This window comes from Terriglobia bacterium (assembly GCA_032252755.1).
Classification (GTDB): domain Bacteria; phylum Acidobacteriota; class Terriglobia; order Terriglobales; family Acidobacteriaceae; genus JAVUPY01.
Genome location: JAVUPY010000016.1, coordinates 1 through 14,614, shown reverse-complemented (window position 1 = coordinate 14,614; position 14,614 = coordinate 1). Strand labels below are relative to the sequence as shown.

At 56.8% G+C, this 14,614-nt stretch carries 8 protein-coding genes and 1 tRNA gene; 1 reads left to right on the top strand and 8 read right to left on the bottom strand.

Going from position 1 to position 14,614, the window contains the following annotated elements:
* The 8 genes from ROO76_02755 to ROO76_02720 form a co-directional block, all read right to left on the bottom strand.
* The gene (locus tag ROO76_02755) at positions 1-1,959 is read right to left on the bottom strand and encodes a LamG domain-containing protein (protein MDT8067065.1); all 1,959 of its coding nucleotides are present in this window, start codon (positions 1,957-1,959) and stop codon (positions 1-3) included.
* Between the two features lie 271 nt (positions 1,960-2,230).
* On the bottom strand, positions 2,231-4,096 hold the full coding sequence (locus ROO76_02750) for a hypothetical protein (protein MDT8067064.1): 1,866 nt from the start codon (positions 4,094-4,096) through the stop codon (positions 2,231-2,233).
* 478 nt (positions 4,097-4,574) lie between these two features.
* A tRNA-Glu gene (locus tag ROO76_02745) sits at positions 4,575-4,649 on the bottom strand.
* A gap of 126 nt (positions 4,650-4,775) precedes the next feature.
* Positions 4,776-5,165: a response regulator gene (locus tag ROO76_02740; protein MDT8067063.1), complete on the bottom strand. Its 390-nt coding sequence runs from the start codon at positions 5,163-5,165 to the stop codon at positions 4,776-4,778.
* Positions 5,149-5,418, bottom strand: a complete 270-nt coding sequence (locus tag ROO76_02735) for a DUF2934 domain-containing protein (protein ID MDT8067062.1) — start codon at positions 5,416-5,418, stop codon at positions 5,149-5,151. Before ROO76_02735 ends, ROO76_02740 begins: the two co-directional genes overlap by 17 nt.
* Positions 5,419-5,612: 194 nt before the next feature.
* Positions 5,613-9,092: an error-prone DNA polymerase gene (locus tag ROO76_02730; protein MDT8067061.1), complete on the bottom strand. Its 3,480-nt coding sequence runs from the start codon at positions 9,090-9,092 to the stop codon at positions 5,613-5,615.
* A 94-nt stretch (positions 9,093-9,186) separates the two neighbouring features.
* On the bottom strand, positions 9,187-11,382 hold the full coding sequence (locus tag ROO76_02725) for a hypothetical protein (GenBank protein ID MDT8067060.1): 2,196 nt from the start codon (positions 11,380-11,382) through the stop codon (positions 9,187-9,189).
* A gap of 12 nt (positions 11,383-11,394) precedes the next feature.
* Complete coding sequence (locus ROO76_02720; GenBank protein MDT8067059.1) at positions 11,395-12,327, bottom strand: hypothetical protein; 933 nt, start codon at positions 12,325-12,327, stop codon at positions 11,395-11,397.
* Positions 12,328-12,611: 284 nt separating this feature from the next.
* Between ROO76_02720 and ROO76_02715 the strand changes: the two genes are divergently transcribed.
* Positions 12,612-14,614 (top strand): heme lyase CcmF/NrfE family subunit (locus ROO76_02715; GenBank protein ID MDT8067058.1); only part of this gene is annotated, 2,003 nt, incomplete at its 3' end.

Here is a 14,614-nt window from a genome sequence, read left to right as displayed (position 1 = left end):
TCAGTGGCTGACTGGGGCATTTCCTGCCGTTGAACCCTGACGGAATTTCTCGTATCGGTCTCGCACTTGGCTGGCGCTCAAAGCACGGTCGTAAACAGAAACCTCGTCAATTTCGCCTTGGAACCCATCTCCAATGATCAGGGGGAATGGGTTCGTGATGACTTTCTCTTTATAGGGCGCTGAGGTTCTAAGCCGACCGTCAACGTACAACTTCAAAATGGAGGCATCGTACGTCATGGTCAGGAAATGCCAGGCGCCGTCAACCGCGAAATCGGCGGTTGCCCCTCCCGTACTGGTGGGTGCTTGTGCAGTAGCCAGGTAATCAAGACCGCCGTTTACAAAGGCCCGCGCCTCATTGTTTTCCGTTAGGCCAATTCCGAAAGCGCTGCCTTTGCTCACGATGTTCGCTCCGGCGGTCGCCATCATGGGATACATGCGCACCGGGTCTTCGCGAAAATGTGGGAACTCCATCGCCGCCAAATAGAGTTTTCCGCCAACCAGTTCGATTCCGCGGTATCCCGCAACAATGTCCTTGGAACCATCGGTTCGTTGGGTAGCTTTCCAACCGGATCCATCAAGATTGGACTCGGCCGTCCAGATTTGCAGTCCTTCGCGGCCAAGGTTCGTCATCCCCATGGCCTCTTTGGCCAGCTCCGAGATGGTGTTCGAGGTGTGCCTCAGGTTATAGGTGTAATAGACTTTGTTGCCCAGTATCTGAATGCTGTTAAAGGTGGGGCCTGCCAGGTCATCGCCACTGGTTCTTTGGATGGAGTGGAAATTACCGCCGTCCAGGTCCATCGAGCCTGTGAACAGATAGCCCCCACGTTCGCCGATGTCCTGGCTGTATTCGAAGTAGATTTTTCCGTCGTGCACCTGGAACGAACCCCAACCACTAGGCATATATGCAATGTGGTTGATGGCGTGAATGACCCGCCAGTGATTACCATCTCGATCGGAAACAGCAAAATATTGATCTTCATCGGAAGTGCCCGCGAACTTCTTCCTGGCCAATTCGCGAATGGTGGGATACATATAAAACACTTGATTTCCAACCACCTGCAGGTTGGGAATCCATCCTCCATTTACTGTCCGTTTAGTGGGCTTAAAATGGGAACCATCCAGATTTGAGATTGAAGTCCATAACTGCCAATCACCCTTTCCATCTTTCTCCGGCCAAGCGTTGTACACGCGCTTGCCTGCGACTTGCAGATTGCCTTCCTGCTCGGTCCTGTAACCATCCGGTTCGAAAGTGCGCTGGGTGGACTTCCAGCCGGAACCATCAAGATTGGATTGCGCGGTATAAATTTGCCACGCGTGGTTTTCGTCCTCGCCGAAGTACTCGTAGTAGATCCGTTTACCCGCTACCTGGAGTTTGGGCTCTACTGCGGTATGGGGCGAGAAGGTCCTGCGTGTGTCATGGTAGTGCGTCAAGTTGATATCTGTGGTTCCGGTCCAGAGGTGCCAGTCGTTCCAGGGAAACGCTGGAAGTTTCTTCAGAACCGGATCCTGCGAAAGAGTTGGATTGTCAGCGGAGGCATGATCGGAATTCGCGGTGAAATAGATGGTGTCTCCGCATACCTGAAAATAGGGCCCCCGCAACGAAGAGTAGGTTGAGGGAAGCCCGACCATGCGGAATTTGCTCGCGTGGCCTCGTATCCAGGCAGAGACGGAGACCTGATTTCCGATATTGAAGGCCACGGAGGCGGGCACTTGAAGACGATCCAAGCCATCCAGCACGATGGCTTTACCGTGTATTCCTTGTGTCCAGCTCACATTGCCCACAATGAAGCCGTCGTGCTTGTTCCCGGACGAATCAGCGATGGAGGCCCCGCTCCCCTCATCGAGGTGGTACTTGGCAATGAGGTGCTGCTCAGCAGCCTGCGAATTCCGCGTAAACGTCAAACCCGCTATGCTTACAAAAATGCAGGCCAACCACAGGGAGTGGAAATGTCTCATCATTCACCTTTCTTTTGTTTGCCTGTCAGAAGAAGCGCCACAAGAAGGTTTGCCCGCCGTTCTGCTGCGCTGTACCAGATGAGTTTTTGGACGTCTGTCCTATGCTGTTTCGAGGATTTCTGGAATTGAGCCGCATGCTCGCAGCACCTTCACCAAGGCGAAGATGAAGAGTTGCCCCCGAAGTGAAAATGTACCGCAACCGTGAATTCCCCCAGGGGGGAGCTCCAACGGTTGCGGGCGCGAGCCGGGGAGGGATTTGTCCCCTATTTTGCTCCTACGGTCTCTCTCCCTTATTCACTTGTGATCCCGAGGCCAATACGCGGATGTCTCCAACAATTAGATCCGGTCGGACCAGCCCGTTATCCAAGAGCGGGAGGGGATGATCCACCTTGAAGATGAGGTCTTTGGTAGCCGAGTCTTCCTTTTCTTGAAGCTCATTGTTCTTCAATGTCGGTGTAAAGTCCCAGACCGCACCCGGATTGGAAATATCGTTGTCGGCGTTCGCCACAGACGGGTTCCCCAGGGGTGAGCTTAAACTGACGAGCCGCAGCTTTATCGGTCCCCGAATCACTTCCTTCGAATTGTTCTCAAGCTGAACAGCAATCGTGAGTGTGTTTGAGACACGGTCATAGCTGTTTCCAACAATTTTTATCCGCACATCGCTGGAAACATCTTTGAAGGCGGAAAGAGAGGGGTCCCCGTTCATCACGGCTTTTCCGAACACCCGGATTGGAGCTGTCCATATCTGCGGCAACCCGGTTCGGTTATCAATCCAGAAAGCGTGGAAAGTACCAGCCGCATCTGCCGTCAACCCGGCATAGTCACCGGCGAAGAACTGGCGTGGACTAAAGGCTACAGTCATCCGCGCAGGATTGCCTTCAACCGGCTTTGGAATGGAAGCATCGGAAGAACTGCTGTCGTCGTCTTTCCACGTTGACACGGCTTTTGGCTGTTCTGCATTGGCCCACACGAACATCTTCGTTGACGCGGAAAACACATTTGGCTCCGTAGATACACGCACGCTCGGTAACCATGTTTCACCACCGTCGAGTGAAGCTCTTGCTCGAACGTACCAACTCAGGCCGTCGGGATTGTCGCGCCGGTCATACCAGCAGACCAACACAACTCCATCCTTGTTGACCGCAACCGTCGGTTGAAAATTATCAGGCCCACTGTTCTCGACAACTGGGCCTGGTACGTCATCGATCACCACGGACTTCGACCACGTCTTCCCCTTGCTGGTTGAATATGACAGGCGGATAGCCCCTCGCCCGTCCCGATTGTCGGACCAAATGGCGTAAAGGCGGTCTTTGAATGGGCCTTTAGTACTGTCGACGGCGAGCATGGGTCCGGAATGAGCGGGTGGCTCCCCGCGCCGATTCCAGATATTGATCATATAGAAGTCGTCCACTTTGACGGCTTGCGATAAAGACTCCCCACCGTCGGTTGTCCGAACCGCGAGCAAAGTTGCGTTTGGCTCTCCCGGCTTGCTTTCGGCTACCGATAGTCCGTCTGATTTCTTCAGGTCCCCAAAAACGGTCACGAGCGTGCCGTCCGACAACACCGCACTGTTCCCTGTATCAAGGACGTAGTGTTCGCCGGAGTCTGCACGCTTAGCTGGGCCGAGGAAGCTCTTGCCACCATCGGCGGAGGTCCATACTGCCAAGCCACCCTTCGTTCCGCCGTCAAAATCGCGCACGTGAGTCGTTCCGGAAACATAAATCTGATTCTTGTACTTACTCTCGCTCGTATCGATCGTCACAGACTCTCGATCGATACCCTGAAATTTCATCGGCAAATCGGTGTACGAGGGCCAAGTCTCGCCGCCATCGGTCGAACGATAAACTCGAAGAACGTACTTGTTGTTCTCCGGTGGAAACTTCTCAAATGCCATAGCCATATGGGTTGCGAGCCCGCCCCTTCCCAACGCGCAGGCCGGGTCTCCCGACATTTCAAAGTTGTCCGTCGACAACGTGGGCTTCCAGCTATTGCCTCCATCTTTGGAAACGTAGACTACCGTCCACTCGCGATTTCGCGACTCGTCGTAGGCAATCCCGCATCCGAGAAGATGGTTTGGATTTTGTGGGTCCGCCGAAACGAGCACCTCCCGCATCAGGTACTTCTCCTGCGCTTTGCTCACCTGGACGGCCGAACCAATTTGAATCGCATTGTTCTGAGACCACCCGGGGAGAACAAGTAAACAGATCCACAAACCTATTGAAGCAAGGGGTGATTTCGAATCGATCGTGTGAGAGTAGAAGGTGTTTCCATCCATCTGTGCACCCAAATGTTGAGTTGTTCCTGAGTAGGAGTGCCCCTCCGATCTCATTTTTGTACCAACAGATACGCTGACCATCTGACGATTCGACCGTTGCTGCAGGTTGAAAACTTCCGGGGAGTTCCCTTTCCGCCAATGACTTTCCCCGGCAGGCCGTCACTACCGCGACACCTTCGCTCTGCGCCAGCAGCTGGGATTACTCCCCCATGTAATACCGTCTCGCAGCTAGCTTTTTGAGCATTGCTGACATTATTTATGAGCTCAAAAATAGGCACACGAATAGGCACATGGACCAGAGAGAACCAAGTATCTTTTTGGAATCAACAACTTCGGAAAGTCTTGGTAGCGCTACCGGGAATCGAACCCGGGTTTGAAGATTGAGAATCTTCCGTCCTAACCCCTAGACGATAGCGCCACTCTCGTGCCGACCGGCCCGGCAACTCGCGCAGCGCCGGGCTACCCGGCAGCCCGCGCAGGAGAGTCGTGCGGGTACTCTAAAACTATAACAAACCCTTGATGCCGCGCCAACTCTGCAGGAGCGCTAGTCGGGCATTCGCTCGCGAACCAGTTGAATCAGTTCCTGCGGCGGTAAGGGTTTTTGGCGTACAACCGCATTGAGTCCGTCGTATTCCTCGGCGACATCCGGCATGCCGCTAACGACCACAACAGGCGTAGTGGCGTCTACTCTGCGCAGTTCGCGTACGAATTCGGCGCCACTGGCACCCGGAAGTACGTGGTCTGTAACGATGACGCCGAATTTATTTGTCGCAACCCGCAACAGCGATAACGCGCTCTCCGCGGTAGTCGCTATCGATACCTGGAACCCTGCGCCACGCAGTATTGTCTCGCGAACGCGCAGTTGTAGCGGGTTGTCGTCAATCAGGAGGACCTGACTCACAGCGATGAGTTCCAGCTTAGGCTGACTTGCCACGGAGTTCCGACTCCGCCCGGTACCAGTCGTCGGCGTCTCGCCCATGCTGACGCCCACGCTGTTCCCAAAGCTCATATGCCCGCTGGCGAATCAGTTCGTCAGAACCGTTGCGCTGGCTGCCGGACGCCTGCATCGCCTGGACGTTTCCATTCTCCGGAACCTGCTGCGCCGTTTCCTGCGCAACTGCAACCGGAGTCTTGCGCGATGTGCGCTTCCTGGGTACTTCGCCGGTCGCTTTCTTCTCTTTCGCCATTGCCCTAAAACTCCTCGATTTCTTAAGAATGCCGGGAGCCAAATGAAATCCGCCGTGCCGGCTCCCTCTTCAATAGTAACTCCAATCGCCTGTGAATTGAGCGGAGTAAGGTCAAAATCCGGGGTAGCAGATGGCGCTTTCGTTGCAGGAACTTGCGAAGCATTCACTTTTTGGGTAGTGCAAATCTTTTCACGCTAGTGGAAATCGTGGGATTCCAGCGCGACTTCTGTGCCCCGCAGCGGCAATACCTTGTCCGCCTTCACCGATACCACTCGATCCACATTCTGCAACAAACCTTCAACCAGCAGAAACCGCTCGCTCACCAGGAGCAAACGGTTCTTCTGAAACAAGTCCGGGGTAATAATTACGTTCGCAATCCCGCTCTCGTCTTCGAGGCTCAGAAATACGAATCCACGCGCCGTTCCCGGCCGCTGACGCACAATGACAGTCCCGCCAACCCGCACGCGACGCCCGTTCGGGACCTCTGTCAACTCAACTGCGGTGAGTGCCCCTAGCTTTCTCAGTCGCGTGCGATGGTATGTCATGGGGTGCGCCCCAACGGTTACTCCCGTTCCGCGAAAATCGGCCACCATGCGTTCCGTAGGCGTCATTGCCGCCAGCGGCGACGCATGATCCGGCTTCGGAACATTTTCGAGCAACGGGCCGACCGCTTGTGCGGCAGCCTCGGCCTGCCATAACGCGTCCCGCCGATGGAATTGCGGAACTCTCCTTCCCCGCTTCCCAACCGGAATCTTCGTTTGGGGCGCAGTCATGACTCCTGGCAATCCCTCTTGCGTGATTTTGCCTAGAGAATTGAGTGCACCTATATCCGCCAACGTGACCAGTTCATTCTTGCGAAGCTCGGGCACACGCTGCGCAAGGTCAGCAATCGACGCGAACGGAGCACGCTCTCGCTCGCGCACCACTGCCCGCGCCGCCTCTTCCCGCATGCCGCGAACATAACGAAAACCAAGACGGAGACAGAGTCCTTCGTTATTCGTCCCTCGTTCTTCGTTGTAGTGTGGCATCGCCCGGTCGTTGACTTCCGATCCACGATCCACAATCCACGATTCACGCTTTTCGATTTCCGCAGAACGAGGAACGAAGAACGAGGAACCAACCGAGAACTGAGAACCGGGAACTGGGAACTTCTCCAGCGTACACTGCCACTCCGACTTCACCACGTCCACCGGAAGCACTCGCAACCCGTGTCGCTGTGCATCCTTGATGAGCGTAGACGAGTGGTAGAAACCCATAGGCTGATTGTTGAGGATGGCAGCGGTGAACGCGGCAAGATAATGCGTCTTCAAATAAGCACTGGCATATGCAATCAGCGCGAAACTCGCGGCGTGCGATTCCGGAAAGCCATACAGCGCAAACGAAACAATCGACTGAATGATCTCGTCCTGCGCTTTTTTCGCCAGACCATTCGCGGTCATTCCCGCGCGCAGTTTCACCTCGATCTCTTGCATCCGCCGATCCATGTACGAGCGTGTCTTCCCCAGCGCGCGCCGCAACTCCTCCGCCTCTCCACCCGTAAAATTAGCCGCAACCATCGCCATTCGCAGCAGTTGCTCCTGGAACAACGGCACGCCCAGCGTTCGTTCCAAAATCGGCTCCAGCGAGGGATGCGGATACTCGACCGGCGCACGCCCCTGCCGGCGCTTGATGTATGGATTCACCATCTCACCGACGATTGGCCCCGGGCGGATCAACGCGACCTGGATCACGACATCGTAAAAACGCTCCGGCCGCAGTCTCGGCAGTGAAGCCATCTGCGCTCGGCTCTCAATCTGGAACATGCCAACGGTATCCGCCTTCTGAATGGCCGCATAGGTCTTGCGATCGTCAGCCGGGATATGCGCAAGTTCAACATTTTCTCCATAGTGATCGCGAATCAGCCCGAGGCAATCTTTCAGCACTGCCATCATGCCAAGCCCGAGCAGGTCGACCTTCACGATGCCCATGTCCGCGCAATCTTCCTTGTCCCACTGCACCACCACGCGTCCCGGCATAGACGCCGGCTCCAGCGGCACGACGGAATCGAGTTGCCCCTGGCAAATCACCATTCCCCCCGAATGCTGTCCCAGGTGTCGCGGCATATCCTGGATTGCCATGCACAGTTCCAAATACTTGCGCATGCGCGGATGCTCGAGATCGCAACCCGCCTGCCGGAACTGTGCCTGCAATGTATCCTCCGGCGCCTTGTACTCCCACGTACCCACCAGCCTCGAAACGCGCTGCAGCGTGTCTTCGTCGAACTCCAGCGCCTTGCCAACCTCGCGCGCCGCCGACCGCCCGCGATACGTAATGACATTGGCTGTCATCGCGGCCCCAAGCCTTCCATATTGCTCATAGACATGCTGAATCACGCTCTCGCGTTCGTCGCCGCTGGGAAGATCGAGATCGATGTCGGGCCACTCGCCTCGCTCTTCCGAAAGAAAACGCTCGAAGAGCAGATCCATCCCCACCGGATCAACTGCCGTAATTCCGAGCGAGTAGCAGACAGCGCTGTTCGCCGCCGAACCTCGCCCCTGCACCAGGAACCCCTGCTCGCGGCAGTAGCGCACAATGTCCCACACGATCAGGAAGTAGCCTTCTAGCCTGAGCCTCTCGATCAGCGCGAGTTCGCGTTCGATCTGCCGGTGCGCGCGTTCCCGAAACTCACGGTCGCGCCTGCCGTAGCGTTCGCGTTCTCCCTCCGCCGTGCGCTTGCGCAGAAACGAGGCCATCGTCTCGCCATCCGGCACCGGGTACCTCGGAAACTCGTAGCCAAGATCTCTTAGCGTGAACTCCAGGCGAGATGAAACCTCCTGCGTGTTCGCAATCGCCTCCGGCAGGTCGGCGAACAGTCGCGCCATCTCTGCCGGCGATTTCATGTAGCGCTCCGAATTTCGTGAAAGCAGTCTCCCGGCATTCGCAAGGGTGCGGTGATTGTGAATAGCAGTGAAGAAATCGAGCACCTCGCGCTGCCTGGGGTATGCATAACGCACGCCATTCGTGGCCACAAGGGGGAGTTTCAGCGAGCGTGCGATCTCGACCGTGGCCTGGTTGCGCGCCTCTTCTTCGCGCACATAATGCCGTTGCAATTCGACATAAACATTTTCGCGACCAAAGATCTCCGTCAGATGCTCGACCGTGCGGCGCCCTTCGGCGACTCCGCCATCTTCCAGAGCACGCGCCAATAGCCCATCGTCATCCCCCGTGAGGCAGATGAGCCCCTTCGCGTATTTCGCGACCTCCTCTTCCCATGTGAAGCACGGATCATTCTTCGGCACGCGCAACTTCATCTGCGTAACCAGCCGGCAAAGGTTCTGGTACCCGTCCCGCGATGCCACGATTACCGGAAGACGCGATTCGCCACCGAGACAACGAGGCACAGAGTTCTCTATATCTTTGCTTTTTGAACTCTTCTTCTCTGTGTCTCTGTGTCTCTGTGGTGAATTGGTTTTATCTGGTGAATTACCTCTGAGCGTTATCTCCGCCCCTATATGCGCCTTGATCTTTCTTTTCTGTGCCTCCGCATGAAATCGCGGAGCACCATACACACCATCGCGATCCACAATTGCGACAGCTCCCATTCCATACTCGGCCGCAACTGCCGCAAGTTCTTCCGGCAAGCAAGCGCCTTCCAGAAAGCTGAATGCCGAACGCGCATGAAGTTCCGTATACATGGTCCGTTACGAATTGCCGTGTCATCCTGAGCGGCGCCGCGCGTTTGTTGCGCGGCGGAGTCGAAGCACCTTTTGTTCTTCTTCACTCGTGCACTCAGTCATAGACCCCGTCCACGCTCCAGCGCTCCGCTGTACGATCGCGCACCAAGCGATACAGCCCGATCTCTGTCGCTCGTTCACGCCGCGAAGCACCGCGCCGAGTCAGCGCCAGCGCAATATCCCACTCTTCCGAATCCCATTTCACGACACTACGGGTCTCAGTTCCCAGTTCCCGGTTCCCAGTTGGTTCGTCGTTCGTCGTTCGTCGTTCGTCGTTGTTGTTACTCGGTTCACTCGATCTTCGGTTCTTCGGTTGTTCCTCGGTTTTCCCGATCTTCGGTTTTTCGGTTGCTTTTTCCCACCAGTTCCCCGAACTTCTCCACGGCCCCGCCGCCCAAACTACGTTCTCGTGCAACGGATCCCGCGCACCCAGTTCCACGCAACTCACGCGAACCGGTTCGCCGTCGCGCACTTCAACCTCAGCGGCAAGGGGCGGACGAAATCGTCGCAATGAAAAACATGCGGACGCCTCCGCTTCCCCAGCGAATCGTTTTGCTGAGAACTCGGAATTGGAAACTGGGAACCGGGAACTATTCAACGAAGAACGAGGAACGAAGAACGGAGAACACTGTTTCTCCGGCTGAAATCTCTTCACCACAAACTGATCCGCCTGATGTGTATCCACGATCTCGGCGCACCCTGCCCGTATCTGCTCTCTTACGCCGAGGAGTTTGTGCAGCCGTGCCAGCGTAAGTTCCAGTTTCTCCGCCTCCGGCGCGAGTGGCTGAAACAATCCGGCCTGTCCAGTGCGAGGCCTCGCTGGCTCCGCAATAAGCCACAACTGCGTGACCGGCGCTCCCGGCGGCGAAGCCGAGAGTTCCAGTTGCAGCAGTTTCAAAAACAGTCGCGCATCGTTCATCGGTACAGGCAGCGCGAGTTTCCGCTCGACGACAGGCTCCCCTGCCAACTCCGCTTCCGATTTCGCAACTTCATCCGCCGTTCGGTATTCGAGCTTCATACGCAATTGCAACTCATTTGTCGCAAGCGCCCGTGCTGCAAGCCGCGCACATAAACCGTCCAGCATCCGCGCCAAAAGAAATGCGAGTGGTTCCAAAACATCTACCGGATATTCCAACTCGATCGTCTCTTCGAACCTCTGGACCGGTTCGCTGAGCACAAGTTCTCTCGCCGCCACACCGGACGCCAGCTTTTGAAGTCGTACGCCATCGGTCCCAAGCCGCTCGGAAAGAGAAACTGCAGGCAATGCCGCGAGCGCGCGAAACTTGCGTATTCCCCAGCGATCGAGCGTCGCCTGCATCGCCGCAAAACGCTCGCTCGCCTTGCGCTGTTCCTCGCACCGTCGAGCCGAGCGCGTCAAAGAGCTTCGTTCCGCCGAAAAAAGAACCTGCAGCGGCAGGGTCCCGAGCCGTTGCGCTTCCTGTCCCGCAGGAATAATCGTTACTCCGGGATAACCACGTGCTGCATGCTCCGCGGCATCGGGATTTTCTGCAACCGCAACGTTCGCAACCAAGCCGACATCTGTTACTCGCCGCACCAGTTCCTGCGCCACCTGCTGCGAGGTCCCGAACAGCCGATCGAGTCCGCTGATATCAAGAACCACCGTATCCACAGCCGAATCCTCCACGCGCGGCGAAACCGCATGTGCCGCGTCGAGAAGCGCAGCATGCGCGGAGCTTTCTGCGGCAGCGGAACGGTTGCGCAGAATAAGCTCTCCGTCCTTCGTCCTTCGTCCTTCGTTCTTCGTTACTACTTCTTCTTCGCGACTCTCGACCTCTTCACAATTCTCATTCAACTCGTCCGCGTCGATCTTCGTTCGATACAGCCCAAAGCGCGTATTCATCCGCCCATACGTCGCCTCGTACGTCCCCTGCGCATGCGGCCGCCGCGTCCGCTCTTCGCGTTCGTTATCATGCGGAAAACAATTCGGGGTGAAGTTCTGCCCTTCGTTATTATTTTCTGCGGTTTTATTCTTCGGCTCTCCCGATCTTCGGTTCTTCAGTTGTCCTTCGGTTCTCCCGATCTTCGGTTCTTCGGTTGACTTCAACGTTTCTGCCAGCAGCTTCGTCATCCCGATCTCGACACCAAGCCGCCGTGCCGCTTCCGTCGCACCCACCACGTAGCTCAGCGGAGGCTTGCCTTCAAGCACCGCAACCGGCCGCCCGCGCAGCATCGGTTCGGCGCGAAGCACCGCCTCAACCGTGAAATCCGGAATGAAAATGCAAGCGAACATAGTTCCCGCGCTCTATGACTGAATGCTGGCTGCTGAATCCTGGGTACTGATAAACTCCGCCCTCTGCACAGTTTTTTTGCGGCTGCTCTCCCCCGACCCGCCTCGAACCATTTCTACCGCCACATTCATTCCATCGAGCACCGCCGCATGCGATGCCCGCTCTACCGCGTTCTGCACCATTTTTTTTCGCGTCGATGTTCGTTCAAGGCGCAGGCTCAGCGACGCGCAGCCGGTCGCGACGGCGCCACGCGTGAGCAATACGAATGCGGTCGGCGTATTTTCCACGCCGCGTCGAAAGCGATACCACGTCGTCATTGGCACCTTTCGCGCAATCTCCGCCTTGACATCTGCCGCATCGAGGGCAACCATGCTGAACCCACCGCTCTGTAGCAAGAGATCTGCCGTACGCAGCCCCTGCTCCAAGCGCCGGAACGCCAGTTTCCTCGCCGCACGTGCCGGAGACTCTGCCGCATCCGTCCGAATCTCCACCGCCTCATGCACTCCAAAATCGTTTTCGACATATCGCGTAACGTGCGTCGGTTCTTTTCGCGCGAAAACACCGTTGCATCGCACCCATAGCAGTTGTCGCAATTCGATCCCGGCTTTTTCTGCCGAGAGCGGATCGAAGCTATCGCTGACGTCCACCAGCGCGCACGCATGTCCCTGTTGCGTGAGCCCGGCCAGCGCGGAAAACAGCAAAGAGGTTCTTCCCGAAGACGGCGGTCCGAAGATTTCCGTCAGCGCCCCGCACGGCAGTCCTCCCGCCAATGCATCGACGGAAGCGATCCCTGTCGAGACCGTCGATTGCGCAACCCGCTCCGGAAGTTCCGAAGCCGGTAGCATGCGTCCGCCAAGTCCCCCAAGGCTGGTGCGAATCGCCTTAAGCCGCTCCGCTAAAGATTCGGCGCTCGAAGAGACGGGTATATATAAAGGTATGGACGACACGGGGCACCTCGAGAAGGAAGTGGGGCGAGGAGCGCGATCAGAAGCAGCCGAGGAGGAGGTACTTGGGGCCGGTCTGATATTCGCTTTTTATTCGCCTAAGGATAGGATTCTGCGCCCCCGCCCGTCGGTTGTCAAGATGTGCACGAAAACCTTAATTCGCAATAATCTGCGTAAAGTTTTCCACCAAAAGCAGAATCTCGGCATCTACATCTTGGGTGTGGTTGTAGCTCCGGTTCATTTCTGAAAGAATAATGTCCCGAGGGTGGCACTCCCCTTTTTAACCCATGCCCCAAATTGGCAGCTTTACTCTTCTTCTAGCCCTGGCGCTTAGCGTCTACGCCTTCGTTGCCGGAATCGTCGCCATTGTTCGCAAAGACGAGCGTCTGGGCGAAACCGCCCGCCGCGCCGGAATCGCCATTTTTGTCACCACCACAGCAGCCGCGCTGGCATTGGTCATTGCTGCCTTCCGCAATGATTTCGGACTGGCGTACATCCTCCACCACAGCAATCGCAATCTGCCTATCGCCTACAAGTTCGCCGCGCTCTGGTCCGGACAGGAAGGCTCCCTGCTCTTCTGGACTTGGCTGCTCTCGATCTACGGCATGGTTTTGCGCGTTCGCCATAAGATAGATCCCTGGCTGGTCGCTCACGCCTCGGTCATCGTCACCGGCGTCCAGATCTTTTTCCTCTCGCTGGTGAACTTTGCCGCGCATCCGTTCGCGCTCGTCAGCGGCACAATCCCGCCGGACGGCAACGGCCTAAACCCTCTGCTGCAGTATCCGGAAATGGTCATTCACCCGCCCATGCTATATCTCGGCTACGTTGGAATGACCGTGCCCTTCGCCTTCGGCCTCGCCGCCTTGATCACGAAATACCCCGGCGAAAAATGGATCCACATTACTCGTCGGTGGACGATGGTCGCGTGGCTGTTCCTGACCTGTGGCATCTTTCTTGGGGCGCACTGGGCCTACTCCGTTCTCGGCTGGGGCGGCTACTGGGGATGGGATCCGGTAGAAAACGCCTCCCTGCTTCCCTGGCTCACCGGCACCGCCTTCCTGCACTCGGTCATGATGCAGGAAAAACGCGGCATGATGAAGATGTGGAACATGTGGCTCATCTTCAGCACGTTCCTGCTCTGCATCTTCGGAACATTCCTGACGCGCTCCGGAGTTGTCCAATCGGTACACGCATTTGCACAGTCGGGTATCGGACCGTGGTTCGTAACATTCCTCGCGATCATTTTCGCGACGTGCGTGTTCTTCTTCATCCGCAATCGCGATCACCTGAAGAGCGAACATCGCCTCGAATCGCTGGTCTCGCGCGAATCCAGTTTCCTTTTCAACAACGTCCTGCTCCTCGTTTCCGCATTCGCTGTGCTCTGGGGAACTCTGTTCCCGGTCCTCTCCGAATGGGTGGAGGGCACCAAGATCACGGTCGGTCCGCCATTCTTCAATAAGGTCAACGTACCGATTGCGATGTTCCTTTTGCTGCTGACTGCTGTCGGCCCGCTGCTGGCGTGGCGCAAAACCTCCCTCGAAAGCTTGAAGCGTAACTTCCTTATTCCCACTCTCGTCGCGATCGCCGTGGCAGTCGCGTTGATGATTGGCGGCCTCAAGCCATGGCAGGACGTGTCGTATCTCTACTCGCTGATGGCCATTTCTCTCTCTGCCCTGGTCGTCGCGACGGTCATGTCCGAGTTCTGGCGTGGCGGACGGGTCATTGCCCGTCACAACAACTCGAACGTTTTCGCCGGCATGGTGCAACTCACGCGCCGCAACACGCGCCGCTACGGCGGATATATCGTGCACGTGGGCGTCGTCTTTGCCATCATCGGTTTCGCCGGGCTTGCCTTCAATCAGACCAACGAAAAGGAACTCGGCTACAACGACCGGATGCAGATCGGCCCTTACACGCTGGTCAACAAGTCCTACACGCAGGAAGACAATCCCAACTATTCGTCCGACATCGCGATGATCGACGTCTACGAGGGAAACAAGAAGCTCGAGACCATGTATCCCGAGCAGCGTTTCTACAAGGCCAGCCAGCAGATGTCGACCATCGTCGCAAACCACTCGACTCCGAAAGAAGATCTCTACCTGGTCTTCGCGGGTACGAATCCCGACACTGGGCGGCCAATCATCAAGGCGCACCTGAATCCGCTGGTGTACTGGGTTTGGCTGGGCGCGCACATCCTGCTCATCGGAACCATCATCGCGCTGTTCCCGAATATGCAGGCGACCAAGGCCCCGATCACCGCGAAGGAGCGCGCCACAGCTGCCGCCGAAGC